The 23107-nt window shown below is 70.1% G+C and carries 24 protein-coding genes and 2 pseudogenes; 4 read left to right on the top strand and 22 right to left on the bottom strand.

Features of this window, described 5'->3' with window-relative positions; translation table 11 throughout:
• Positions 1 to 90 precede the first annotated feature (90 nt).
• The 3 genes from HYV93_00930 to HYV93_00920 all read right to left on the bottom strand — a co-directional run bounded on the left by HYV93_00930 (position 91) and on the right by HYV93_00920 (position 1498).
• Positions 91 to 477, bottom strand: coding sequence for a type II toxin-antitoxin system VapC family toxin (locus HYV93_00930; GenBank protein ID MBI2524521.1), 387 nt, complete (start codon positions 475 to 477; stop codon positions 91 to 93).
• Positions 474 to 716: a type II toxin-antitoxin system Phd/YefM family antitoxin gene (locus HYV93_00925; GenBank protein MBI2524520.1), complete on the bottom strand. Its 243-nt coding sequence runs from the start codon at positions 714 to 716 to the stop codon at positions 474 to 476. Before HYV93_00925 ends, HYV93_00930 begins: the two co-directional genes overlap by 4 nt.
• A 389-nt stretch (positions 717 to 1105) precedes the next feature.
• Positions 1106 to 1498 carry a hypothetical protein gene (locus HYV93_00920; protein MBI2524519.1) on the bottom strand — a complete coding sequence of 131 codons (393 nt, stop codon included), beginning with the start codon at positions 1496 to 1498 and terminating at the stop codon, positions 1106 to 1108.
• 331 nt (positions 1499 to 1829) lie between these two features.
• Between HYV93_00920 and HYV93_00915 the strand changes: the two genes are divergently transcribed.
• A complete protein-coding gene (locus HYV93_00915; protein ID MBI2524518.1) occupies positions 1830 to 3929 on the top strand; it encodes a molybdopterin oxidoreductase family protein in 2100 nt (699 codons plus the stop codon).
• 31 nt (positions 3930 to 3960) lie between these two features.
• Here the strand turns inward: HYV93_00915 and HYV93_00910 are convergent, their stop codons facing one another.
• The 16 genes and pseudogenes from HYV93_00910 to HYV93_00835 form a co-directional block, all read right to left on the bottom strand.
• Positions 3961 to 4725 carry a high-affinity nickel-transport family protein gene (locus HYV93_00910; GenBank protein MBI2524517.1) on the bottom strand — a complete coding sequence of 255 codons (765 nt, stop codon included), beginning with the start codon at positions 4723 to 4725 and terminating at the stop codon, positions 3961 to 3963.
• Between the two features lie 82 nt (positions 4726 to 4807).
• A complete protein-coding gene (larB, locus tag HYV93_00905) occupies positions 4808 to 5566 on the bottom strand; it encodes a nickel pincer cofactor biosynthesis protein LarB (protein MBI2524516.1) in 759 nt (252 codons plus the stop codon).
• A 274-nt stretch (positions 5567 to 5840) separates the two neighbouring features.
• Positions 5841 to 7133: an MFS transporter gene (locus HYV93_00900; GenBank protein MBI2524515.1), complete on the bottom strand. Its 1293-nt coding sequence runs from the start codon at positions 7131 to 7133 to the stop codon at positions 5841 to 5843.
• Between the two features lie 80 nt (positions 7134 to 7213).
• Positions 7214 to 9737, bottom strand: a pseudogene (locus tag HYV93_00895) (AAA family ATPase).
• Entirely contained in the window at positions 9734 to 10753 is a 1020-nt protein-coding gene (locus HYV93_00890) for a DnaJ domain-containing protein (protein ID MBI2524514.1), read from the bottom strand. The pseudogene HYV93_00895 and the gene HYV93_00890 overlap by 4 nt, the downstream one beginning before the upstream one ends.
• Positions 10754 to 11273: 520 nt before the next feature.
• Positions 11274 to 11663 carry a hypothetical protein gene (locus HYV93_00885; protein MBI2524513.1) on the bottom strand — a complete coding sequence of 130 codons (390 nt, stop codon included), beginning with the start codon at positions 11661 to 11663 and terminating at the stop codon, positions 11274 to 11276.
• A gap of 197 nt (positions 11664 to 11860) precedes the next feature.
• Positions 11861 to 12084: pseudogene (locus HYV93_00880) on the bottom strand (type II toxin-antitoxin system HicA family toxin).
• Positions 12081 to 12293 (bottom strand): type II toxin-antitoxin system HicB family antitoxin, encoded by a 213-nt coding sequence (locus HYV93_00875; GenBank protein MBI2524512.1) that lies wholly within the window; start codon positions 12291 to 12293, stop codon positions 12081 to 12083. Before HYV93_00875 ends, HYV93_00880 begins: the two are co-directional and overlap by 4 nt.
• A gap of 110 nt (positions 12294 to 12403) precedes the next feature.
• Positions 12404 to 12757 carry a DUF5615 family PIN-like protein gene (locus HYV93_00870; protein ID MBI2524511.1) on the bottom strand — a complete coding sequence of 118 codons (354 nt, stop codon included), beginning with the start codon at positions 12755 to 12757 and terminating at the stop codon, positions 12404 to 12406.
• Positions 12754 to 12990 carry a DUF433 domain-containing protein gene (locus HYV93_00865; protein ID MBI2524510.1) on the bottom strand — a complete coding sequence of 79 codons (237 nt, stop codon included), beginning with the start codon at positions 12988 to 12990 and terminating at the stop codon, positions 12754 to 12756. The genes HYV93_00870 and HYV93_00865 overlap by 4 nt, the downstream gene beginning before the upstream one ends.
• A 126-nt stretch (positions 12991 to 13116) precedes the next feature.
• Positions 13117 to 13506 carry a nuclear transport factor 2 family protein gene (locus HYV93_00860; GenBank protein MBI2524509.1) on the bottom strand — a complete coding sequence of 130 codons (390 nt, stop codon included), beginning with the start codon at positions 13504 to 13506 and terminating at the stop codon, positions 13117 to 13119.
• A gap of 234 nt (positions 13507 to 13740) precedes the next feature.
• Positions 13741 to 14175: a PaaI family thioesterase gene (locus HYV93_00855; protein ID MBI2524508.1), complete on the bottom strand. Its 435-nt coding sequence runs from the start codon at positions 14173 to 14175 to the stop codon at positions 13741 to 13743.
• Positions 14175 to 15644: a DegQ family serine endoprotease gene (locus HYV93_00850; protein ID MBI2524507.1), complete on the bottom strand. Its 1470-nt coding sequence runs from the start codon at positions 15642 to 15644 to the stop codon at positions 14175 to 14177. The genes HYV93_00855 and HYV93_00850 overlap by 1 nt, the downstream gene beginning before the upstream one ends.
• A gap of 16 nt (positions 15645 to 15660) precedes the next feature.
• A complete protein-coding gene (locus tag HYV93_00845; protein ID MBI2524506.1) occupies positions 15661 to 17544 on the bottom strand; it encodes an ATP-dependent metallopeptidase FtsH/Yme1/Tma family protein in 1884 nt (627 codons plus the stop codon).
• 124 nt (positions 17545 to 17668) lie between these two features.
• Positions 17669 to 18364, bottom strand: a complete 696-nt coding sequence (locus tag HYV93_00840; GenBank protein MBI2524505.1) for a hypothetical protein — start codon at positions 18362 to 18364, stop codon at positions 17669 to 17671.
• Between the two features lie 28 nt (positions 18365 to 18392).
• Entirely contained in the window at positions 18393 to 18650 is a 258-nt protein-coding gene (locus tag HYV93_00835) for a hypothetical protein (GenBank protein MBI2524504.1), read from the bottom strand.
• 144 nt (positions 18651 to 18794) lie between these two features.
• Here HYV93_00835 and HYV93_00830 point away from each other — a divergent pair, with 144 nt between their 5' ends.
• From HYV93_00830 to HYV93_00820, 3 genes are all read left to right on the top strand, one after another.
• A complete protein-coding gene (locus HYV93_00830; protein MBI2524503.1) occupies positions 18795 to 19697 on the top strand; it encodes a PAC2 family protein in 903 nt (300 codons plus the stop codon).
• 91 nt (positions 19698 to 19788) lie between these two features.
• Entirely contained in the window at positions 19789 to 19938 is a 150-nt protein-coding gene (locus tag HYV93_00825; GenBank protein ID MBI2524502.1) for a hypothetical protein, read from the top strand.
• Between the two features lie 12 nt (positions 19939 to 19950).
• Complete coding sequence (locus HYV93_00820; GenBank protein ID MBI2524501.1) at positions 19951 to 20664, top strand: M23 family metallopeptidase; 714 nt, start codon at positions 19951 to 19953, stop codon at positions 20662 to 20664.
• A 3-nt stretch (positions 20665 to 20667) separates the two neighbouring features.
• On the opposite strand, the gene HYV93_00815 is transcribed toward HYV93_00820, so the two are convergent.
• From HYV93_00815 to HYV93_00805, 3 genes are read right to left on the bottom strand one after another with little or no spacing between them, the layout of a single operon-like run.
• Positions 20668 to 21564, bottom strand: coding sequence for a PhzF family phenazine biosynthesis protein (locus tag HYV93_00815; protein MBI2524500.1), 897 nt, complete (start codon positions 21562 to 21564; stop codon positions 20668 to 20670).
• The gene (locus tag HYV93_00810) at positions 21561 to 22610 is read right to left on the bottom strand and encodes a squalene/phytoene synthase family protein (protein ID MBI2524499.1); all 1050 of its coding nucleotides are present in this window, start codon (positions 22608 to 22610) and stop codon (positions 21561 to 21563) included. Before HYV93_00810 ends, HYV93_00815 begins: the two co-directional genes overlap by 4 nt.
• Positions 22611 to 22615: 5 nt before the next feature.
• Entirely contained in the window at positions 22616 to 22909 is a 294-nt protein-coding gene (locus tag HYV93_00805; protein MBI2524498.1) for a hypothetical protein, read from the bottom strand.
• Between the last annotated feature and the right edge of the window lie 198 nt (positions 22910 to 23107).

Raw genomic sequence — 23107 nt, 5'->3', positions numbered from 1 at the left:
TGGTTCTGAGGGCGTAGAAGAAGGCGATCCAGGTGTCGCTCGAAGAAGGATAACCAGCGGGAACGGAATCCGGCGGGGGGCGCCCCTTCCTTACACCAACTGTACCAACGGACCGTAGCGCACCAGCACCGCGTCATTCGTGAGGAGCGTCATCGGCTCGGCCAGCGACTGCGCCACCAGCAGCCGGTCGAACGGATCGCGGTGAATTGCCGGCAAGCCGGCGACGCGCGCCGCATGCGCTGCCGTCACCGGCAACTCGGAGAACCCGCTTTGCGCGAGAGCGCGCACGAGCACTGTCGGATTGGCCCTGAAGTCCGTGCGCCGCAGCGCGCTCTTGATGGCTACTTCCCACACGCTTGCGGCACTGTAGAACACCTCGTTCGCCCCATCGAGGATGAGGGACCGCGCCACCTTCGGCAGCCGGCGCGAACTCGCCACCGACCAGAGCAGCAGGTGCGTATCGAGCAGGACCCTCACCGCCGACGGCCTTCGAAGGCGGCGATCACTTCGTCCGGCAGCGGCTCGTTGAAGTCGTCGGGGATCCTGAACTTGCCGTCGAGCAGGCCCAGCCGCCGCTTCTTCCCCGGCCGTGCGAGCGGCCCGAGCCTGGCCACCGGCCTGCCAGCCTTCGCAATCACGAACTCCTGGCCCTCCTGCGCGCGGTCCAGGAGCCGCGAGAAATGCGTCTTCGCATCGTGCACATTGACCGTCTCCATAGCGGACTAAGTCTAGTCCACCCGCGGCCAACCGTCCAGCGCTTCCTGCACCGCGCCGACGCAGTTCTTCACCGTGCCGCGCACCGAAGACCGCCGAGACCCACCGGACTCAGCGCATAGGAGTGACAAACGCGATCTCCGGCGGGCGGCTGAGATCCGCCCGCCCCTGAGGACCCCCGCGCAGCACCCGGGGCAGCCCGCCTCGTGACGGCGCCGGCGAGGGGGTTGCCCCCGGACCCTTGGGGCATGTAGTTGAAGCGCAGGGTTACCAGCTCTTCGTCGGAAAAAGTTGCCAGCAGATCGAAGATCTGCATGTCGAGGCGGGCGCCGCCGGGGTTGAAGGCAGGCACGGCGTTGATGCCGTCGATGGCGTTGTTGAAGCCCCCGTTTCAGTGATCGCGGATATTGATGCCCTGGGTGAGATCCATCTCGTAATAGCCGTCGCCGGAACCGAAGAACTCGATGGAGCCGTTCACGGAGCCGAAGGCTCCGAATGCCGAGTTCATGATTGTGTACGCCTTGGTGGCGCCGAAGACATTGACCGGGACGTCCATGTTACCCATCCAGACCTGGTTGCCGCTGGCGTCCTCCGCGAACGTGAAGGGAACGCCGTTCCAGGTCTGCGTGCTGGGGAATATGGGATCGTATGCCCCGCCGCCGGTCCAGGTCTGTATGCGCACGTTCAGCGCCGGCAAGGTGAGCTGGGTATAGGTATCGGCCATCCCGGGCGCGGCAAAGCCCAGGAGCAGCGCTGTCAAGACCAGTCCAAGAAGCGTTTTCATGGCTCCTCCTTGCGTGCCCAGATCCAAGGGAACATCAGCACCGGCCCGTTCCGGCAACAAGTCCGAGAGCAACAAGAGTGCCAACATCGGCGCATGAGCACCTTTCGATGTGTTGGAAGCGGAAGTCATTTCCGAATGTAAAGGTCACCGACAAGAGGGGATTCGTTTGGCCGCCAAAGGGCAGGCCTTTTCTTCCATGCTCTGTGCCCAATTCCTGACGCCGATAGTGATGGCCGGGGATCAAGTGCGGGCCGGGCCGGCTGAGGGGGGCGGCCCAGCCCGAACGGGGAAGAGGTGGCGGAGCGGCCCGGGCCGGAGGTATCGTGGGCCCATGCGAGAGGAGGCGGCTGCCCCCCTCCAGGGCGAGAGTCGGCCCGCGGTCCTGACGGTCCCCTCCGTCTGCCCGCACGACTGCACCAGCACGTGCGCCCTCGACGTGGAGCGCCTCGACGCGCGCACGATCGGCCGGATGCGCGGCTCGGCGCGCAACAGCTACACGGCGGGTGTGATCTGCGAGAAGGTGTCCCGCTACGCCGAGCGCGTCCACCATCCCGATCGCCTCCTCTACCCCCTCAAGCGCGTCGGTCCCAAGGGCTCTGGCCAGTTCACCCGGATCGGGTGGGACGAGGCGCTGGACCTCGTCGCCCACGCCTTCACCGAGCAGGCCGCGCGGCTGGGCCCTGCCGCGGTGTGGCCGTACTACTACGCGGGGACCATGGGCCTGGTGCAGCGCGACGGCATCAACCGCCTGCGCCACGTGATGAAGTACTCGCGCTGGAAGTCGACCATCTGCGTGGCCCTGTCGGATGCTGGCTGGACGGCGGGCACCGGAGCCAAGCGCGGGGTCGACTTCCGCGAGGTGGGCGAGCACTCGGACCTCGTGGTGATCTGGGGCGGCAACCCGGTGCACACGCAGGTCAACGTCATGACCCACGCCCTGCGCGCCCGCCGGCGCGGCGCCACGCTCGTCGTGGTCGATCCCTACCGTACGGACACCGCGGCGCAGGCCGACATGCACCTCGCTTTGCGTCCGGGCACCGACGGCGCCCTGGCCTGCGCGGTGATGCACGTCCTGTTCGCCGAGGGCCATGCCGACTGGGCCTACCTCCGTCGGTACACGGACGCCCCGGACGAGCTGGCCGCGCACGTCAGGACGCGCTCGCCGGAGTGGGCCGCGCGCATCACCGGCCTGGCTGTCGAGGAGATCGTGACGTTCGCCCGGCTCTACGGGCGCACCAGGCGAAGCTTCATCCGCTGCCACCACGGTTTCAGCCGGTCACGCAACGGCGCGGCCAACATGCACGCCGTGTCCTGCCTGCCCGCGGTGACGGGCGCCTGGCAGCACCCGGGGGGCGGCGCCCTCTACGGCCAGACGGCCATCTACCCGCTCGATCGCTCGCTGATCGAAGGGCTCGACGCCGTGGACCGCTCCGTGCGCCAGCTCGATCAGTCTCGCCTGGGGCCGATCCTCACGGGCGATCCCGAGGCCCTCGGGTACGGCCCCCCGGTCACCGCCATGCTGGTCCAGAACACCAACCCTGCCATGGTGTGTCCCGACCTCACGCTCGTCCACAAGGGCCTGGCCCGGGAGGACCTGTTCCTCTGTGTGCACGAGCAGTTCCTCACGGAGACGGCGGCCTTCGCCGACGTGGTGCTGCCGGCCACCATGTTCGTCGAGCACGACGATTTCTACACGGCGAGCGGCCACACCTACTTCCAGGTCGCCCGTCGCGCGATCGAGCCGCCCGGCGAGTGCCGCGAGAACCACCGCGTGATCGCAGACCTGGCCCACCACCTCGGCGCGCGGCATCGTGGCTTCGAGATGACGGCGTGGGAGATCATGGACTGGACGCTCCGCCAGTCCGGCATGTGGGATGCGCGGACGAACTGGGAGCGCGGCGGCCAGGACATGGCCCTGCCGTTCGAGACGGCGCACTTCCTCGCCGGCTTCGCCTGGCCCGACGGCAGGTTCCGCTTCAAGCCGGACTGGTCGGCCTACGGGGGGCGCTGGCAGGAGATGCCCGGGCTCCCCGACCACTTCGCGGTGATCGACGAGGCCACGGCTGACCGGCCGTTCCGCTTGGTGGCCGCGCCGGCGCGCACATTCCTCAACTCCACGTTCACCGAGACGCCGGGCTCGCTGCGCCGCGAGGGGCGCCCCACCGCGCTGCTGCACCCCGACGACTGCGCCGCGCTCGGCGTGGTCGAGGGGGACCGGGTGGTGCTCGGCAACGAGCGTGGCACGGTGACGGTCCACGCCAGGCCGCAGGCGGGTCAGCAGCGGGGGGTCGTGATCGTCGAGGGGATCTGGCCGAACCGCCACTTCGAGAACGGCATCGGCATCAACGTCCTCACCGGCGCCGATCCGGCCTGGCCGGCCGGCGGCGCCGCGTTCCACGACACGGCGATCTGGATTCGCAAGGGGGCGTAGCGCGGCCCACAGTCTCGCTCGAGCCCGCGGTTCATTCCGGCGCCCAGCGGGGATCTCCACCGAAGAGCCCGCTCACGAACCCGACCTGGTAGGCGAGGAAGAGGCCGAAGGCGAGGCTCAGGACACCCGAGGCCATCCCCAGGTATCGGTTGATCAGCGGGAGGCGGCCGGCCGTGTAGGCGAACGGCCACGCGATGGCCACGGTCATCAGCATCATCCCGGCGATGGTGCCCAGCCCGAAGACCAGCAGGTAGGCCGTCGCCCACCGGGGATCCCGGATCGTGGCGAGCACGAGCAGGGCCACGGCGGCCGACCCCGCGAGGCCGTGGAGCACCCCCACGATGAGCGGACGCGCAGCCCGGTAGAGCCCCGGCCGCGCGATCCTCCTGTCGAGCCATCCCAGGGGGGTCGCATCCTCCCCGTGGCCATGGCCGTCCGGCGCGTGACCGTGCGAGTGGGTGTGCACGTAGTCGCCGTGCCGATGCGCGTGGCCGTGCGTCCCACCGCTGGCACTCCCCGTCGCAGGACGGGCCTCCCCGATCCGGCTGACGACGCCGCGCAGGTTCAAGAGCCCCAGAAGAATCAGCATCAGGGCGACGGAGAGATCCATCGTGAGACCCACCCGGGGCGGGATCACGAGGTTCCAGAGGACGATGGCGCCCCCGGCGAGGACGATGGTCACCGTGTGGCCGAGTCCCCACATGAGTCCGATGAGCGCGGCGCTCCCCAGTCCTTGCTCGCGGCTCACGATCGTCGTGACGGCGATGACGTGGTCGGGATCGGTGGAGTGGCGCATGCCGAGGACCAGGCCCAGGAGCACGACGGCCAGCGCGGTGGTCACGTTCGCCTCTCGCGCGGCCCGTCCGGTCGCGACGGCCTCACCGGACCTTGCTGGCGAGCTTGTTGATCTGGTTGGCCTGGACGGCGGCGCCGTAGCCGTTGTCGATGTTGACGACGCTCACGCCCGGGGCGCAGGAGTTGAGCATGGCCAGGAGCGCCGTGATGCCGCCGAAGGACGCGCCGTAGCCCACGCTGGTCGGGACCGCAATCAACGGCCGGTCCACCAGTCCCGCGATGACGCTCGGCAGCGCCCCCTCCATGCCCGCCACGGCGATGATGGCGTTGGCCTCGCTCAGGATGTGGTGGTGATCCAGCACCCGGTGGAGCCCCGCTACTCCCACGTCGTACACCCGCTCCACCCGGTTGCCGAGGACCTCGCAGGTGACCGCGGCTTCCTCGGCCACCGGGATGTCGGAGGTGCCGGCGGTGGCGACGGCGACCAGCCCCACACCGTCGATCGGCTTCGGATTGACCACGACGAGCCGGGCCTCGGCGTGGTAGCGGTGCGGGAGGCCGGCGGCCTCGATGGCGTGGGCCGTCTCCGCGGTGGCGCGCGTGGCCAGGACATTGTCGTGATGAGCGCCCAGCCGCGCCACGATCGCGACCACCTGATCCAGGGTCTTCCCCAGGCAGAAGACGGCTTCAGGCGCCCCCGCCCGCAGCGCCCGGTGCAGATCCACCTTGGCGAACCTCAGGTCCTCGTAGGGGAGGTCGCGGAGGCGAGCCAGCGCCGCGGCCGTCGAGAGGCGGCCGGCCTCGACGTCTTCCAGGATCGCCCTCAGCTTCTCCCGGTCCATCTTCGCACGGTCCTCCTCACGCCCGCCGACCGGGCCCGGACCCCGGTCCCGGCCGGCCTCACTTCCCCTTGGAGCGGTCGCACATCGCCTCCCCCGGGCCGCTTGTCCTCCTCGACCGCGGCAGCCTCGATCCCGGGGCGACCCCCTCCTCGATGCGAGCCGGGATGGACACCATGGCCCCGGGGCGCCCCACGATCATAGCCTACTTCGATGAGGCCGGACGCGCAGGGCCCTTGCCGCCACTGTAGTGCCGAGTCCTTCCGACGCGGCCGGGCTAGTGCGTGGGGAGCGCGACGCCTGCCGCCGCCGGCTGGGCGGTCGGCGTCCTCGCCACCGGCTCTTCCTTGATGGCCAGGGCCAGCCCGGAGGCGACGAAGCCCAGCAGCGCGGCCGAGACGAAGGCCCAGGTGTAGGAGCCGGTGGCGTCGAAGACCCACCCCCCCACGCCCGCCCCCAGCGCGGCGCCCACCTGGTGCGAGAAGAAGATCCAGCCCGAGAGGGTGCCCACGGAGTAGCGGCCGAAGATATTCGCCGTGAGCGTGGTGGTGGGGGGAACGGTGGAGATGTAGTTGAGCCCGAACAGCGCCGCGAAGCCGTGCAGCGAGGGCACGTTCCAGACATAGAGCAGGAGGAGCAGGGAGAGCCCCCGCACGGCGTAGTAGAAGGCCAGCGGTCCCTTGCGGCCGAACCGGTCGCAGATCCAGCCCGACATCACCGTCCCCAGGATGTTCATGGCGCCCATGATGCCGAGCGCCTGGGCGGCGTGCATCTCGGAGAACCCGTGTTCCGCCGCGTAGGGCACGAGGTGCGTGAGCACGAGCCCGTTGGAGGTGTACCCGCAGACGAAGAAGGTCGCCGCCAGGAGCCAGAAGGCGGGGTGCTGCATCGCCTCGGTCACGGGGACGCGGCGCTCGTCCTGCACCGCGCCGGCCACGGATCTGAGTGCGCCGAGCCCCGCGCCGTAGGGCCTGAGCCCCTTCTGGGCCGGGTCGTCCTTCACGAGCCAGAGCGTCAGCGGGATGGCGGTCACGAGGACGCTCGCGCCGAGCCACAGGAAGGAGTTGCGCCAGCCGTGATTGACGGTGAACCAGACGGCCAGCGGGATCATCACGAGCTGACCGGCCGACATGCCGCCCCCCAGGATCCCCAGCACCAGGCCGCGCCGAGACTCGAACCAGCGCGCCGCGATGGTCGCCGCCGTGGCCATGCCCATGCCGCCCGCGCCTGTCGCCATGAGGACGCCGGCGGTCGCGTAGATCTGCCAGAGGCTCGTCACGCGGGAGGAGAGCATGGTGCCGACCGAGAGGATGGCGAGGGCCAGGAGCATCACCCGACGGGGACCCCAGCGGTCCGCCAGCCACCCCACCCCCGGCCCCACGGCGCCGAGGAGGAGCAGCGACAGGGCGGCTGCCCCCGAGGGGGAGGCCCGGTCCCAGCCGAACTCCGCCTCCATGGGCTTGATGAAGACGCCGAGGATCGCCCGGAGGCCCGAGGCGGTGATCATGATGAGCACCACGGCGCCGAGCACGATCCAGCCGTAGTGCAGCGTCCCGCGAGACACGGTCATGTCGGCTCCCTGCTGGAGGGGGATCAGCGGCGCGGGCGGAGGCCCGTGCCCGTTACGATGCCCCCGGGGCAGCCGTCGATTCAGGCCGGCTCGGTGGCCAGGCGCTTGCGGAAGACGATCTCGTCGCCGTCGGCGTCGGCGACGACCGTGTCGCCCTCGCCGAACTCGCCCTCCAGCAGGCTCATCGCCAGCGGGTCCTGCACCATCTTCTGGATGGTGCGCTTGAGCGGGCGGGCGCCGAAGGCCGGGTCGAAGCCCTCGCGCGCCAGCAGCTCCTCCGCCCCCGGTGTCAGCTCGAGCGTGACGCGCCGGTCGGCCAGGCGCTGGAGCAGCTGCCTCGTCTGGATGCCCACGATGGCGGCGATCTCCTCGCGCCCCAGCGGACGGAAGACGACCACCTCGTCGATGCGGTTCAGGAACTCGGGCCGGAGCGTCTGGCGCAGGAGCTCCAGGATGAGCGGGCGGGCGCGTTCGGGCCTTTCCTCCTCGCGGAAGATGTGGCTGCCGAGGTTGGAGGTCATGATGATCACCGTGTTGCGGAAGTCCACGGTGCGGCCGTGGCCGTCGGTGAGCCGGCCGTCGTCCAGCACCTGCAGGAGCACGTTGAACACATCCGCGTGCGCCTTCTCGATCTCGTCGAAGAGGACCACCGCGTAGGGGCGGCGCCGCACGGCCTCGGTGAGCTGCCCGCCCTCGTCGTAGCCCACGTAGCCGGGGGGTGCCCCGATGAGCCGGGCCACCGTGTGCTTCTCCATGTACTCGGACATGTCCAGCCGGATGATGGCGCGCTCGTCGTCGAAGAGGAACTGGGCCAGCGCGCGCGCCAGCTCGGTCTTGCCGACGCCGGTGGGCCCCAGGGGCGATGATGGCCTCGGCCTGCCCCACCACGCGCTGCCCCAGGCGCTGCTCCATCTTGACCAGCTTCTGGACCTCGGCCTCCAGGAGCCGCGAGACGGGGATGCCGGTCCACTTGGCCACGGTCTCGGCCACGTCCTCCTCGTCCACCTCCTCCTTCAGCATCTTGCCGGCCTTCTGGACCTCGGCCAGCCGCGCGTTCTCCGTCTCGAGGCGCTTGTCGAGATCCAGCAGCGTGCCGTAGCGGAGCTCCGCCGCCCTCTGGAGGTCGCCGCGCCGCTGGGCGTCCTCCATCTGGACGCGCGTGGCCTCGGACTCCTCCTTGATCCGGCTGATCGCCATGATCGCGGACTTCTCGGCCTCCCACTGGGCCTTGAGCCCGGCCGATTTCTCCCTGAGGTCGGCCAGCTCGGCGTCGAGCCGTCCCAGGCGCTCGCGCGAGACCTCGTCGGACTCGCGCGCCACCGACACCCGCTCGATCTGGAGCTGCATGATGCGGCGCTCGATCTCGTCCACCTCGCCGGGGAGCGAATCGATCTCGATGCGCAGCCGCGAGGCGGCCTCGTCGACCAGGTCGATGGCCTTGTCGGGCAGGAAGCGGTCGGTGATGTAGCGGTGGGAGAGGACGGCCGCCGCCACCAGCGCCGAGTCCTTGATCTTCACCTTGTGGTGGACCTCGTACTTCTCCTTGAGCCCCCGCAGGATGGCGATGGTGTCCTCCACCGAGGGCTCGCGCACCACCACGGGCTGGAAGCGGCGCTCCAGCGCCGGATCCTTCTCCACGTGCTTGCGGTACTCGTCCAGCGTGGTGGCCCCCACGCAGCGCAGCTCACCGCTCGCCAGCGCCGGCTTGAGCATGTTGGCCGCGTCCACGGCGCCCTCCGCCGCCCCCGCGCCCACCAGCGTGTGGAGCTCGTCGATGAAGCAGATGACCTGGCCCTGGGCCTCCGTGATCTCCCGCAGCACGGCCTTGAGCCGGTCCTCGAACTCGCCGCGGTACTTCGAGCCCGCCACCATGGCACCGATGTCCAGCGCCACGAGCCGCTTGCCCTTGAGCCCCTCGGGCACATCCCCCGCCACGATCCGCTGGGCGAGCCCCTCGACGATGGCCGTCTTGCCCACGCCAGGCTCGCCGATGAGCACGGGGTTGTTCTTGGTCCGGCGCGAGAGCACCTGCACGACCCGGCGGATCTCCTCGTCGCGCCCGATGACAGGATCGAGCTTGCCCTGGCGCGCCAGCTCCGTCAGGTCCTTGGAGTAGCGCTGGAGCGCCTGGTACTTCTCCTCGGGGGTCGCGTCCGTGACACGCTGGGAGCCGCGCACGTCCACGAGCGCGCGGTAGATCGCCTCCGGCGTCACGCCCTGTCCGGCGAGCGCGCGCGCCGCCGCGCCGGTCTTCTCCTGGGCGATGCCGATGAGCAGGTGCTCGGTGGAGCAGTACTCGTCCTTGAGGCGCTGCGCCTCGTCCCAGGCACGGTTGAGGACGGCCTCGAGCCGGGGCGAGACGTACTGGCCGCCGCCGCCTCGCACCTTGGGAAGCTTGTCGAGCTCGGCCTGGATCTGGCGCGTGACGGCGTCGCCATGGGCCCCGAGCTTGGCCAGGAGCGGACCCACCACGCCTTCCTGCTGCTGCACCAGCGCCAGCAGGAGGTGCTCGGGCTCCAGGGCCTGGTGGCTGCCCTGATCCGCGAGGGACTGCGCGGCTTCGACCGCCTCGCGCGCCTTCACCGTCAGCCTGTCGAATCTCATCTGGGCATCTCCGGACGGAGCCGCTTGAGATCCGTCAGCAACTCCTTCTCCCGGGGGGTGAGGCCCGCCGGGACGGTCAGCTGCACCCGCACGTACTGGTCCCCGGCGCCGCCCCCCTTGAGGCGGGGCATTCCGTAGCCGGGGAGGCGGAACGTGCGTCCCCCCGAGGTTTCGGGAGGCACCTTCATGGACACCGGGCCCTTGAGCGTGGCCACCTGCACCTCGGCGCCGAGGGCGGCGTCCACGAAGGGGATGGCCAGGTCCAGGTACAGGTCGTCGCCCCTCCGCTCGAAGCGCTCGTCGGGCCGCACCGTGACGCGCAGGTAGAGGTCGCCCCGCCTGCCGCCCGCCGGGCCCGCCCCCTCGCCGGGCACGCGGATGCGCGAGCCCGTGTCCACGCCCGCGGGGATCTTCACCTCGAGTTGCCGGCGCCCCTTGGCCCAGCCGCTCCCGCGGCACTGCCCGCAGGGCCGCCGGTTCACGTGCCCGGCACCCCCGCAGGCGGCGCATGGCTCGTCCAGGTCCAGCGAGATCGCCCGCCGCACCCCCCGGAAGGCCTCTTCCAGCGAGAGCTCCAGGGCGGCCTCGACATCGGCTGCCCCCGCGGCTCCGAGATCGCCGAGGTCGCCGAACCCGATGTCGCCGAGGCCGCCGCGTCTGGAGTCCCGGACGCGCCCACGGCCGCCTCCGAGATCGCCGAAGATGGCCTGGAAGAACTCGGAGAATCCACCAGGGGCTTCGCCCCGGCGGACGTGGACCTCGCCCCCCCCGGAGGGCGACCGGGCGCCGGGTGCGGCGACTCGCTGCCAGTCGGAGCCCAGCGCGTCGTAGCGCTGGCGCTTGTCCGGATCCCCGAGCACCTCGTAGGCCTCGTTGAGCTCCTGGAAGCGCGCGGCGGACCCTTTGGAGACGTCCGGGTGGTGCTTGCGGGCCAGCCGGCGATAGGCGGTCTTGATCGCCTTGTCGTCGGCGCTCCGGTCGACACCCAGGATCTTGTAGTAGTCCTTGTATTCCATCGCGCGAGATGTCGAGGCGGCGCCCTGGACCCCGCGGCCCCAGCCTGCGCCGCCCCATATCGATTCTAGCAGATGGGCGCGCGCCGAGGCGGGGGAGCGGCTCCATCAGCTCCAATGGGTTTCGCCTCCCCCACGCGCGTAACCGCACCGTGCCGGGCCAAATGACGAGCCAGACGAGCCCCGAGAGAGGCGCGGGCGCGAGGCGTACGACCAAGCCCGCCTTCGGCGGGACTCGGTGCCGCGGCGTCGACCAGCCGGCCAGAGCCTCCAGGGTCGCGAGGACCTCGTCGAAGCGCTCGCGGAGGTCGCTCAGCACGTGATCGCCGTCGACGTGTCGGGGTTAGTGGATCGCGACCGCCCGATTCGTCAAGGACGCGGATGTCAGACAGCCTGTCGTTGCGCTTCGGCTTCACGACGCGATAAATCTTGCCGACGATGAGGTCGGCATCGTACTCGCCGTTGTGGATGCACACCGCGAACTCCCCCGACCTGCCGCTTCGGCTCGTCATGATCGCTGGTCTCAATTCCTCATCGGGATGCCCATCGACGCCAACTTCCAGCTGTATGCTACGCGATTCGCGAGTTGGTAGTGGGTGTCGCGCGCTATTCGCACGCCTGCGACGACGCGGTCGAGTGCTGCGCCTGCCTCGGCGATTGCCTGCCCGATGCGCTCGTGGTTTTCGATAGAGTTGGCCGAGCCGTCTGTACGGAGTCGTTTCCCGGCCCAATCCAACTCATTCTCGTGCGCCTTTGCTTCAAGCAACGCGAGACCTGGCTTGCCTGCGAAGTCGCGTGCAACAGCAAGATCCCAATTGGGCTTGTTGGCTCCCCGCGGATGAACCAGCCACCAGGCGGCAAGATCATTCCAGCAGTCGGCGCCGGGAAGGAACTGGGCGCCGCAGTCCTCCAAGCAGGCTTCTGCGGGATCGCTGTGACCCCTCGGCTGCCAGACCGGAGGGCGAGCAACGGCACAATCGCTCAGACCAACGAACTCCGAGAACTCAGCAGGAAAGCCCCGGCGCGCCGTCCAGTCCAAGATTTGCTTTCGGCTGCCCCGAGTCATCGGCTCCTATCCGGATCGGGGGCGACCCCTGAAGCCACCGCTTGCTACAACAACGCGATGAATTCATCTCGGTCGAGTTCGCAGTCACGGAGGATGGCTGCCAGGAGCCCCGGGCCGATAGTCTCACCGGCGTGGACGGGCACGACGGTTCCCCGGCCGTCGGGGTGACGAAGGAAATGGTGGCTGCCCTTGATTCTCGCGACCTCAAACCCGCCTTGCGCAGGGCGGACATGACTTCTCTTCCGGTGATCCGCGGAAGCCGGGTCACGCCACTGTGATCTTTTGGACGCCGATGAAGTCGAGTGGCTCGATGCTCTCGCCTTGGGCCTCGAGGCAGAGTTCGACGGCCTCGCGCACCCTACTCATCAGCTCGTCGAGGGACGTTGCCTGGGTGTGACACCCCCGCAGCGCGGGCACGGAAGCCACGAAGTAGCCGTCGGCATCCCGCTCGATAATCACGCTGAACTCCCTTGCCATCGCATCTCCCCCTGGGGTGATTCTACGCTGAGAAGCCCTTTCCCGCCTTGTGGGTCGAACGTTGCCAGTGAGCGGCCGGCTGAACGCCGGAGTTCGACCCTCACGGACTATCACGACGTTCGTCGAATACGGACCTGTCCTGGCGAGACAACGCTGAACGCCCCGACGAGTTCCCCGGTGCGGTCACGACATACCTCGGCCACGATTTCCGCCTTCGTGGGATTCGCCAGCCCCGCAAGGCGAACCAGGACCACTCCGCTGTGCACGAGGCCCTGGCGGAACACCAGCTCACCGAAGTCCTTGTCCGCAGTCAACAGAACGGCCCTTCGCTCGTTCGCCTGCCGCAAGACCTCCTCATCCGTAACGCTGGGGGAGAGCTCGGCCACGTAGACGACCTCATGGCCGTCATGTCGCAGGCGCTCCACCACCGCGCGGTCGACACCTTCATCGGCGACCAGGTTCACGCGGACTTCGCACTGAGCGGGTAGACCACTTCAGCCCGGAGGGCCTGTGCGGCGAAGCGGAGGGCGGCCAGCACACCCTCGCGGGTCAGGCGCGGGTGGGACGCAAGCACCGCCTCGATCGATTCGCCGCTGCCCAGCTTCTCGAGGATGAGATCTACTGTGACGCGCGTGCCCGCAACCACCGGCTTGCCCATCATCACCTGTGGGTCGGAGACGATCATTGGGTCGCTCATCGTCCACCTCCTAGCGGTGACTCTAGCAGACTCGACCTCCCCCCAGCGAACCGCACGATGGGGCGAACGCCAGGGTGAGTCGCGCGCGATAGCGCGTCGGCTCCACCCAGGGTTCAAGCGGTCATCTCATACGGGCTTCTCAACGATCTTCCAATATGAGCCCTTCCTGATTACCTTCCCGTCCCGGAACCCCCAGTGATCGCATCCACGTACTTGAACTCGGACTCCGTCGGGTGTCGTGCCGGTCAGCAGCCACTCCGACACGCCCATATTGCCGCTGACCCAGTGCCGGTCATCACTGTAGTGGACGTCTGGGAGACCCTTAAGGCGTGTCGCTAATGCCTCTCGCACGGCCGCTTTGCCCGTAAAGCGCCGCCCCCACGGGTCCGGCCCCCGGGGCATGTCCAGCGAGCAATCATCGGCAAAGAACTCCATTATCGCGTCCAGATCGTGGGCATTGAACGCATCGGCGATTGCTTTCAATGTCTCGACGGAAACCGATTCCTGTCGAGCCATGGCGGCTCCTCCATAGAGCGCTCTAACGTGGCGCTCAGCGGACGGGAAGCGAGCAGCGCGAGCTCCCGGTCCGCTGGGGCGTCATGTTGGGCAGCCGTATCGTCACTCAATGATGTGCACAAGAGAAATCCAGCCACCATCGTGAGGACGAGAGGACTGCACGCAATCAGATACAGTGCGCGCGGCGGCCTCAACCGCGGGCTCGGATGGATGGGCGCCCAGGCAGGGGAGCGGCTACGTCCTGGCGTGGATGGAGCCCACCGACGAGGCATGCGCGCATTCCCGCCGCTCGCGGTCGTGGAGGACGGCCTCGAGGAAGACCACGGACCGCCCGCGCTTGACGACGCTGCCCTCGCCGACCACGGGGCCAGCCGTCACGGGCGCGAGGAAGCTCACGGTGAGCGAGGAGGTGGACAAGAGCTGCCCCGGCTCGAAGAGCGTGTGCGCGGCGAGCGCCATGCACATGTCGACGTACGCGGTGATGATACCGCCCTGCACCCAGCCGCCCGGGGTCAGGAACTCGTCCTTGACCGCGAACTCGATGGAGACGCGCCCTGCGTCCACGGCCAGCACGCGAGCGCCGAGGAGGCGCGCGATGGGCGGCGCGGGGCGCCCCTGGTGATCGGTGATGAGCGCGCGGAGCTGCGCGAGCGGCGAGCCCTCCCCCATCAACCCCGGGCCACGGTGAACGCCACGTAGAGCGCCTGGGGCCCGCGCTGGAGCAGGAGGGTCACGCGGTCGCCCTCCTTGAGCCCCCGCGTGGTGCGCTCGAAGTCCTGCACGGACCGGACGCGCTGCCGGTTGACCTCGCGGATCACATCGCCCCGCTGGAGCCCCGCCTCCGCCGCGGGGCTCTCCTCCTCCACGCGCATCACGACGACGCCCTCGGCGCCTCTCAGATTGAGCTGGCGGGCGAGCTCGGGAGTGATCGGGCGGACTTCCAGCCCCAGCAGGCTCTTGCCGCGGCTGTTCGACTTGAGCGCGACGGTGTCGTCCGGCGTGTCGCCGATCTTGATCTCCATGGCCTTGTGCGACTTGTCGCGCCACACGGTGACCGGCACCCCCTTGCCGGGCGCGGTCAGGGCCACGATCTTCTGGAGATCCTGGGGGTTGTCCACCTTCTTGCCGTCGAAGTCGGTGATGATGTCACCCGCCACGATGCCGGCCTTCTCGGCGGGACTGTCCTGCACCACGTCGGAGATCAGCACGCCCTTGGGATCCCGCAGGCCGAAGCTCTTGGCCAGCTCCGGGGTGAGCGGCTGGATGGAGACGCCGAGCCAGCCCCGCGTCACCTTGCCCTTGGCCACCAGCTCCGTGTAGATGCGCCGCGCCATGTTCGCCGGGATGGAGAAGCCGATGCCGACGTTGCCGCCGGAGCGGGAGAGGATGGCGCTGTTGATGCCGACCACCTCGCCGCTCATGTTCACCAGGGGCCCGCCCGAGTTGCCGGGGTTGATGGCGGCGTCGGTCTGGAGGAAGTCGTCGAAGGGGCCCCCGCCGAGGGACCGGCCCTTGGCGCTGATGATCCCCGCGGTCACCGTCTGCTGCAGCCCGAAGGGCGAACCGATGGCGAGCACCCAGTCGCCGACCTTGATCTTGTCGGAGTCCCCGAGGCTCGCCGCGGGGTAGGGCCCCCCCTGCAGCCGCAGCACGGCGAGATCGGTGCGCCGGTCGACCCCCACCAGCTTGGCCTTGTGCTTCTTGCCGTCGGCGGTGACGGCCTCGATGTCCGTCGCGCGCTCGACGACGTGGGCGTTGGTGAGGGCGATGCCCGATGGGTCCACGATGACGCCCGAGCCCAGGCTCCGCTGCTGCTGCTCGCGCTCCGGGACCTCGCCGAAGAAGCGCCGGAAGAACTCCTCGCCGAAGAACTCCTCGATGGGCGTCCTCCCGAGCGCTCCGCGCGTCACCGTGTTGATGTTGATCACGGCCGGGGCCACCGTCTCGGCCACCCGGGCGAAGCTCCCGGATGGCACGGGCAGCGCGGCCGGGATCAGCCGGGCCTGCATCCCGGCGGGCACCACGGGGGACGGCCTCGCCGGGTCAGCCGCCCCCGTCCCCCAGACGCCCACGCCGGCTCCCAGGGCGGCGGCCACGATGAGCAGAACTGCAAGGGTGCTACGCTTGATCCAGATCATCGGATTCCCTCCACGATCACTCGCCGGCCAGGAGCCTCCGCAAGCGGTCTCCCTCCAGCGTCTCGTTCACCTTGAGCGCCGCGGCGGCCGCCATGAGAATGCCCTTCTTGGCCGTCATGAGATCCCGCACGCGCCCGTAGATGTGGTCGATGATGGCCCGGATCTCGTCGTCGATGGCCCGGGCGGTGTCCTCCCCGTACTCGCGCTCCTGCGACAGGCCGGACCCCTTGAGGAAGAGCGCCTGCTGTCCCCCGCCGAAGGTCATGGGCCCAAGCTTGTCCGACATGCCGTACTGCGTCACCATGAGCCGCGCGATCTCCGTGGACCGCTCGAGGTCGTTGTGGGCGCCGGTGGAGATCTCCGCGTATACGGCCTCCTCCGCGGCCCGGCCGCCCAGCAGCACCGCGATGCGGTCCTCGAGCTCGCTGCGTGTGAGCAGGTACCGGTCCTCCAGCGGCAGCTGGTAGGTGGCGCCGAGCGCGCTGACGCCGCGCGGGATGATGGTGACCTTGTGGACGGGATCGGCGTGGGGCAGGGAGGAGGCCACCAGCGCGTGCCCGATCTCGTGATGGGCGACGATGTCGCGCTCCTTCTCGGAGAGCACCCGGCTCTTCCGCTCGAGCCCGCCCACGACGCGGTCGATGGCCTCCTCGAGGTCGGCCATCTCCACGGCCTCCTTGCCCTTCCGCGCCGCCAGGAGCGCCGCCTCGTTGATGATGTTCGCCAGGTCGGCACCCGCCATGCCCGGCGTCCGGGCGGCGATCACGTGCAGGTCCACCTGCGGCGCGAGCGTCACGTTGCGCGCGTGGACGCCGAGGATCGCCTCGCGCCCCTTCACGTCCGGCTTGTCCACGACCACCTGGCGGTCGAAACGTCCCGCGCGCAGCAGGGCCGGGTCCAGCACCTCGGGCCGGTTGGTCGCCGCCATGATGATGACGCCCTTCGAGGAGTCGAAGCCGTCCATCTCGGCCAGGATCTGGTTCAGTGTCTGCTCGCGCTCGTCGTGCCCTCCCACGAACCCGCCGGTGCCGCCCCGCGTCTTGCCGATGGCGTCCAGCTCGTCGATGAAGACGATGCAGGGCGCCTTCTCCTTGGCCTGCTCGAACAGGTCGCGCACACGGGCGGCGCCTACCCCGACGAACATCTCCACGAACTCGGAGCCCGAGAGGAAGAAGAAGGGCACGGCAGCCTCACCGGCCACGGCCCGAGCCAGGAGCGTCTTGCCCGTGCCGGGCGACCCCACCAGGAGGACACCTTTCGGGATCCGGCCGCCCAGGCGCTGGTACTTCTTCGGGTTCTTGAGGAAGTCCACGACCTCCACCAGCTCCGCCTTGGCTTCGTCGACGCCGGCCACATCCGCGAACGAGGTCTTGAGCTCCTTGCGGTCGTAGATCTTGGCCTTGGACCGTCCGAAGGACAGCGCCTGCGTGGACCCGCCGCCGATGCGCCGCATGAGGAACATCCAGATGCCGGCCATGATGGCGAGCGGCAGGATCCAGCCGAACAGCAGGTCGCGCCAGAACGTGTTCTCGATCCGGCCCGAGAACTCGACCTTGTGCGCCTCGAGCTCCTTGACCAGCGCCGAGTCGTCCACGCCCGGGATGCGCGTGGTGGTGAACACGGTGACGCCGGGCTCGGCGCCCAGGAGGCTGCGCACGCGGTCGCCCGGGCGGGGGGCCGCCGCGGGCAGCGCCCCCGGCTTGAGGGTGCCCCGGATCTCCCTGTCCGACAGCGACACCCGCTCGACCTTTTCCTCGCGCACCAGGGCCAGGAAACGGCTCATCGGGACCTCGACGGTCTGCGGCGCCAGCAGCCAGCTCTGGAGCACGGACAGGACGAGGGCGGCGATGAGGACGTAGATCAGCGAGAACTGCGTCTTCTGCCGGATCGGCGCTTTCATTCCGCGCACCTGTATTTCATGCTAGCGGACCCCCCGAGGGCTGTCAAACATGCGCCGGGTTGGACGCGGCCTGGCCCCGGGCTATTCGCGACCTGACCCCTCGCGGGTCCACGAACACGTCGGGCTAGCAGCGGAATCCGGTCGGCGGGTGGTAGTCCTTGAGCTTGAAGGTCGTCATGAAGGGATCGTCCCAGATCTCCAGCGGCAGCCGTCCGACCTCGCGCTGGCCGTCGAAGAGCGTGAACCGGGCGCGGGCGGCCAGCTCCGAGGCCGGGAGCGTCCTGGCCAGGAACTCCAGGAGGGGCGCCCGGCTCACGAAGAGGGCCAGCGTCTCGTTCACCGGCTGGACGCCCGGCCTGCCGTTGGTGCCCGGCTTGGGCCAGCTCAGGATGACACCGAAGCCCTCCAGGGTGGGCTCCGTCCGGAGACCCTCGAGGGCCGTCAACCGCCGCAACATCTCGACCCCATAGCGGGAGAACATCGCCGACTGGCGGCCGTCCGGGCCGAGGGCGGCGAACCGGCCGTCCTCGTGCTGGTCGATCTCGAGCCACACCGACAGGTAGCGGTCGTCACCCGTGGCGAAGCGGGGCCTGTTGAAGCCGAGTCCCTGCCTGCGGACGTCCACCCACGGGGCACAGTGGTAGAGGCGTTCGGAGAACCGCCGGAGCTGGGCCTCATAGGCCGCGCCGAGACTCCGGCCCTTCGGGGTCGAGTACTTGTCGAGCGGGAGGACGGCCTCCTCGGGAGGGGCCGCCGTCACCGGGGACAGCAACCCCCCGAGCAGCACCGCCGGCAGGACCGCCGCGGTCCAGCGCTTCATCCGGGTCGGTCCGAGGTCGATCCCGCGCTCAGTTCTGGAAGATCTGCTCGGGGCTGACGGTGATGGCCTTGCCCCACCAGGTCTCCGCGCGCGCGGCGTCGATGTCCGACCGGGCGACGCGGGGGCCCTGGCCCTCACGGTTGCGCCACGAGAAACCGATGTGCTTGCCCGAGGCGAAATGGGTGTTGTGAGCCTTCCACTCGGCCCACTCCTCGGACGTGGCGCAGCCCCCTGCCGTCAGCAGCACCACCAGAACGAGGGCGGCCCTCCCAAACCGTGCGCGCATGGCCATGCCTCCTGTGCGGTGAACGTGCGGTGCTCGATCCCGGCCCATGATACCGACCACGCCCCTCCGCCGTCAACAGCGGGTGCTTTTGCCCTTGCGAGGTCGCGGGGGCTCAGGCATCCTCGGTCCAGGAGGAGAGGGAGCGTGAGCGACGCGCTGACCGTCTTCGAGGAGCCCGGAGCCCTGCGACGCCCCATCCTCATCATGGCGTTCGCCGGGTGGAACGATGCGGCCGAGTCGGCCACCAGCGCCGCGCGCTACCTGGGCCAGATCTGGCCGGCCCGGCCCCTCGCGAGCATCGATCCGGAGGAGTTCTACCACTTCGGCCTCTCGCGCCCGTACGTCCGCTTCAAGAGCGGCTCGCGCACCGAGCGCGAGATCGTCTGGCCCGCCACGGAGTTCTCGCTGTCGCAGCCCGAGGCGCTGGACCGGGACCTCATCATCGGCGTGGCCGTGGAGCCCCACCTCAAGTGGCGCGCCTACTGCGGTGCCGTCCTCGATCTGGCCCGTCGCACCCGGACCTCCCTGGTCCTCACCCTGGGCGCGCTCCTGGCCGAGGTTCCCCACACGCGCCCCATCCGCCTCGTGGGCGGGGCCCACGAGCCGGAGCTGGCCGCGCGGCTGGGGATCCGCCCGACGCGCTACGAGGGTCCCACGGGCATCGTGGGGGTGCTGAACACGCTCTGTCACGATGGCGGCGTGCCGACGGCGAGCCTCTGGGCGAACGTGCCGCACTACATCTCGGGAATCGAGAACCCGAAGGCCTCCATGGCGCTGGTTCGCCGCGTCCTGGACTTGCTGGACGCCGAGGCGGATCTCTCCGATCTCGAAGAGGCGGCGCGCCAGTTCGACCAGAACCTCCAGGAGATCGTCTCGCAGAACGGCAAGATCGCGGAGTACGTGAAGAAGCTCGAGCGGAAGCGCCCCGACGAGGACGAGATCCAGCCGGCCCGGCCTGGCGAGATCCGCGACGAGCTGCCGCCCTCGGCCGATCTCGTGGCCGAGATCGAGCAGTTCCTCCGCCAGCAGCGTCCCGAGCAGCCGTAGCGGCGGCGTGGGGAGTCTTCCCGCACCCTGCCAGGCACGGGGCGCGGCGGGCCACCCCGACGCGGACCCGGCGGGGGCGTACCATCGGCGCATGCGCGCGTGGGCCGGGGCTCTGGTGGTCCTGGGGGTGCTCCTCCTCGCTGCCGGCTCCGCCGTCGCCGCGCCGGCGCTCGGGGTGCGCATCGTCCCGCCGGTGCCGCGGCAGGGCGATGTGGCCGTCGTCTTCGTCACGGGCGCCTAGGGCGCCCGCCAGGTGGAGGGGAGCCTGGGCGGGCGCGGGCTCACCTTCTTCCCCTACGGCGCGGGCTGGGCCGCGCTGGCCGGCATCGACCTCGAGGCGCGCCCCGGCAGGACGGCCTGGCGCCTCGGCGTCGTGGACGCGGATGGCCAGGGTCGGCAGCTGCGCGGGCGCATTACGGTCCGGGCGCGCCGGTTCCCGGTCCAGCGTCTCACGCTGCCCGGGCACATGGTGGACCTCGATCCGGACACGGAGCGCCGCGCCGAGTCGGAGTCGGCGCGGCTCAGGACGCTGTACGAGACGGCGACCCCGGAGCGACTCTGGCGCGGTCGCTTCACGCGGCCCGTCGACGCCGAGGGCAAGGGCGAGGGCTTCGGCTCGAGGCGCATCATCAACGGCCAGCCGCGGATGCCGCACTCGGGCCTGGACTTCCGGGCGGAGCGCGGCACGCCGGTCGTCGCGGCGAACCGCGGCCAGGTGGCCCTGGTGGCCGACTTCTTCTTTCCGGGGCGTCTCGTCGCGATCGACCACGGCCTCGGCGTCTACACGCTCTACATGCACCTGGACCGCGTGGACGTGACCGAGGGCGCCCGCGTGGAGCGGGGCGAGCCCATCGGGGCGGTGGGCGCGTCCGGGCGCGCCACCGGACCCCACCTGCACTTCGCCGCCCAGGTACGGCAGGCTCGCGTGGACCCGGGCGCGCTCTTCGGCGTGCCGCTCGGCGACTGAGCGTCAGGGGAGCCGCAAGCTCCCGCTGAGGACGGTCACCGCGCGCCCCCCCACGCGCACCCGGGCCGGCTTGCGGCTCGCCACCAGCACGTCGACGAAGAGCCGCCCCGGCCGGCCGAGCATGTCCCCCTGCTCGGCGATGAACTCGGCATGGTCCCGGATCACCGGAACCTGGCGGGCCTCCAGCAGCCAGACGCCCACGGCGGAGTGGACGGAGCCGGTGACGAAGTCCTCCGGTATCCCGTAATGGGGCGCGAAGAAGCGGCAATGCGTCGTAGAGTCAGGATCCACCGTCTGCTTCGACACCACGCAGATGCCACGGAGGTTGTTCCGCTCGCCGAACGTGGCGACGCGTTCCATGTCCGGCTGCAGCCGGCGCAGGGCCTCCAGCCCCCGGACGGGAACGAGGAGATCGGCGTCGGGCGTCACCGCCGTCGGCGCCCAGCGGCTCAGCTCGAGCTCGGTCAGCCCCAGCGTCTCCAGCAGCGCCGGCACTTGCCCCTCGAAGGGCACGCAGCTCGGCAGCCGAGGGAGGAGCCAGATGCTCGTCCCGCCGATCTTCCGCTCGACCTGGACCCCCAGCCTCCCCCCCGGCGTGTCGAAGACGAGCCCGTCGCCCGGGAGCCGGCCGGCCTCGATCATGGCGTGCACGGCGGCGAGCGTCGTGTGGCCCGAGTAGTTCACCTCGCGCGTGGGCGTGAAGGTCCGGAGGCGGAGATCCGTGCCCTCGCCCGCGGGGCGCGAGACGAAGGCGGTGCCCGGCAGCTTCATCTCGGCGGCGATCCGCTGCATCTGGGCCTCGGAGAGGGCCTCGGCGTCGAGCACGACGGCAGCCGGGTTGCCGGCGAAGGGGAGGCTGGTGAAGGCGTTGACCTGGACGATGGGGAGCCAGACGCTCATGGCCGGCTTCTTCCGGGCCTCCCCACTCCGATCCGCTCCCGGAGGCGCCGCGCCTGACGGCCGAGCGCGCGCGCGGACCAGACCGTCCTGAGCGACTGCGCGATCATGCCGTAGACGCGGACGCGCGGCACCTTGAGCGTGACCGCCGGGTCGAGCCAGTTCGGCTCCCGGGCGAGCAGGTCGAGCGTCCGGAGCCCGATCAGGAGCGGCCAGGCGCAGGCCAGCCGCATCCGCGTCTCGACCCTGGGGATGGCGAAGGTGTACTGCCAGCCCGCCTCGTAGTGGTCCAGCGCCACGTTGAGGAGCTCCACCAGCAGGGGGCGGAGCGCGACCCCGGAGGCCGGGTCCAGGAGGTCGCGCGGCTCGAGGCCCAGGAAGCCCAGGTCGCGGCTCGGCAGGTAGCAGCGCCCCTGGCGCAGGTCGCGGGGCAAATCGCGGAGGACATTCGTGAGCTGCAGCGCCTTGCCGAAGCGGGCGCCCAGCGCCTTCATCCTCACCAGGTCCCAGCCGCGGAGGCGCGGACGGTGGGCCACGTGCACCTCGGTCCAGAACTCGCCGACGCAGCCGGCCACCAGATAGGTGTAGCGGTCGAGATCCAGGCGCGTTTCGAGGGCCGCGAGCCCCTGTTCGTCCTCGCCCGGAAAGTGCTCGAGGTCCTGGGTCATCCCCTCGATGACGGTGGCGAGCACCGCGCGCACGCGCTCGCGGTCCGCGGGGACCAGCGCGCGGTGGGCGGCGAGGCAGTCGGGGAGGCGCTCGAGCAGGGTTCGCTCGGCCCCGAGCGCCCGGGCCTCGCGCGTGGCGGCCGCGATCTCCTCGATGCGGCCAGGGACGGGGGCGTCCAGCTCGGCCCGCAGCGCCCGCAGATGGGTGATGCGGGCGCGCCGGGCGATGAGGCGCGAATCGGCGATGGTGTCGGCGGCGCGGGCGAGAAGGTAGGCGAGCCCGATGGTGGGGCGCACCCCGGACGGCAGCACCGCCACCGACAGGTAGAAGGAGCGGCTGACACCCTTGAGGAGCGCGGAGGTGAGGTCCCCCCCGGCCACGGACGCTAGTCCAGCTCCATCGGGTTGATCGGTCGCTCGTCAGGAGAGTCCTTGGCCTTCTTGAGCCCCTCCTGGAACTTCCGATCCAGGACCTTGCCCTTCACCTGCTCGGCCTTCATCTGCTCCTTGAAGCGCTCCTCCCGCCGCGCCGCCTCTCCCTTGAGCGAGGACAGCGCCCCCCCGAGATCGAGGCCGGAGCGCGAGCGGGGCGGCCCCTCGTGGGCGATGACAGCCTCGACCGCTGGATCGATCGTGAGCCGCCCGTTGCAGCAGGGGCAGGTCACCGTGAAGATCGCCATGGCCAAACCCTACCAGACGGGCGCTCCTGCCGCCAGGGGGCCCATCGCCCGGCGCCGCTGTCACGGCCGGTGGGGGAAAAGTAGATGTAGTCGGTAGGGGAAGTAGCGTCAGCGCTTCATCGCGCATCTTCTTCAAGGAGTGCCCTGGAGACGGGACGTGTCCTGCCGCTGGTGATCATCGAGCGGCGGTGTACGACG

The organism is Candidatus Rokuibacteriota bacterium, assembly GCA_016188005.1.
GTDB lineage: Bacteria > Methylomirabilota > Methylomirabilia > Rokubacteriales > CSP1-6 > UBA12499.
The sequence above is the reverse complement of the archived record's forward strand: the minus strand, read 5'-3'. Positions and strand labels throughout refer to the sequence as shown.

What these genes read in the sequence shown, in the direction of transcription:
- HYV93_00925 (MBI2524520.1), bottom strand. Translation starts at nt 716, where the DNA reads ATGGAGACGGTCAATGTGCACGATGCGAAGACGCATTTCTCGCGGCTC.
- HYV93_00920 (MBI2524519.1), bottom strand. Translation starts at nt 1,498, where the DNA reads ATGAAAACGCTTCTTGGACTGGTCTTGACAGCGCTGCTCCTGGGCTTT.
- HYV93_00915 (MBI2524518.1), top strand. Translation starts at nt 1,830, where the DNA reads ATGCGAGAGGAGGCGGCTGCCCCCCTCCAGGGCGAGAGTCGGCCCGCG.
- HYV93_00910 (MBI2524517.1), bottom strand. Translation starts at nt 4,725, where the DNA reads ATGCGCCACTCCACCGATCCCGACCACGTCATCGCCGTCACGACGATC.
- larB (MBI2524516.1), bottom strand. Translation starts at nt 5,566, where the DNA reads ATGGACCGGGAGAAGCTGAGGGCGATCCTGGAAGACGTCGAGGCCGGC.
- HYV93_00900 (MBI2524515.1), bottom strand. Translation starts at nt 7,133, where the DNA reads ATGACCGTGTCTCGCGGGACGCTGCACTACGGCTGGATCGTGCTCGGC.
- HYV93_00890 (MBI2524514.1), bottom strand. Translation starts at nt 10,753, where the DNA reads ATGGAATACAAGGACTACTACAAGATCCTGGGTGTCGACCGGAGCGCC.
- HYV93_00875 (MBI2524512.1), bottom strand. Translation starts at nt 12,293, where the DNA reads ATGGCAAGGGAGTTCAGCGTGATTATCGAGCGGGATGCCGACGGCTAC.
- HYV93_00865 (MBI2524510.1), bottom strand. Translation starts at nt 12,990, where the DNA reads ATGAGCGACCCAATGATCGTCTCCGACCCACAGGTGATGATGGGCAAG.
- HYV93_00860 (MBI2524509.1), bottom strand. Translation starts at nt 13,506, where the DNA reads ATGGCTCGACAGGAATCGGTTTCCGTCGAGACATTGAAAGCAATCGCC.
- HYV93_00855 (MBI2524508.1), bottom strand. Translation starts at nt 14,175, where the DNA reads ATGGGGGAGGGCTCGCCGCTCGCGCAGCTCCGCGCGCTCATCACCGAT.
- HYV93_00850 (MBI2524507.1), bottom strand. Translation starts at nt 15,644, where the DNA reads ATGATCTGGATCAAGCGTAGCACCCTTGCAGTTCTGCTCATCGTGGCC.
- HYV93_00845 (MBI2524506.1), bottom strand. Translation starts at nt 17,544, where the DNA reads ATGAAAGCGCCGATCCGGCAGAAGACGCAGTTCTCGCTGATCTACGTC.
- HYV93_00840 (MBI2524505.1), bottom strand. Translation starts at nt 18,364, where the DNA reads ATGAAGCGCTGGACCGCGGCGGTCCTGCCGGCGGTGCTGCTCGGGGGG.
- HYV93_00835 (MBI2524504.1), bottom strand. Translation starts at nt 18,650, where the DNA reads ATGCGCGCACGGTTTGGGAGGGCCGCCCTCGTTCTGGTGGTGCTGCTG.
- HYV93_00825 (MBI2524502.1), top strand. Translation starts at nt 19,789, where the DNA reads ATGCGCGCGTGGGCCGGGGCTCTGGTGGTCCTGGGGGTGCTCCTCCTC.
- HYV93_00815 (MBI2524500.1), bottom strand. Translation starts at nt 21,564, where the DNA reads ATGAGCGTCTGGCTCCCCATCGTCCAGGTCAACGCCTTCACCAGCCTC.
- HYV93_00805 (MBI2524498.1), bottom strand. Translation starts at nt 22,909, where the DNA reads ATGGCGATCTTCACGGTGACCTGCCCCTGCTGCAACGGGCGGCTCACG.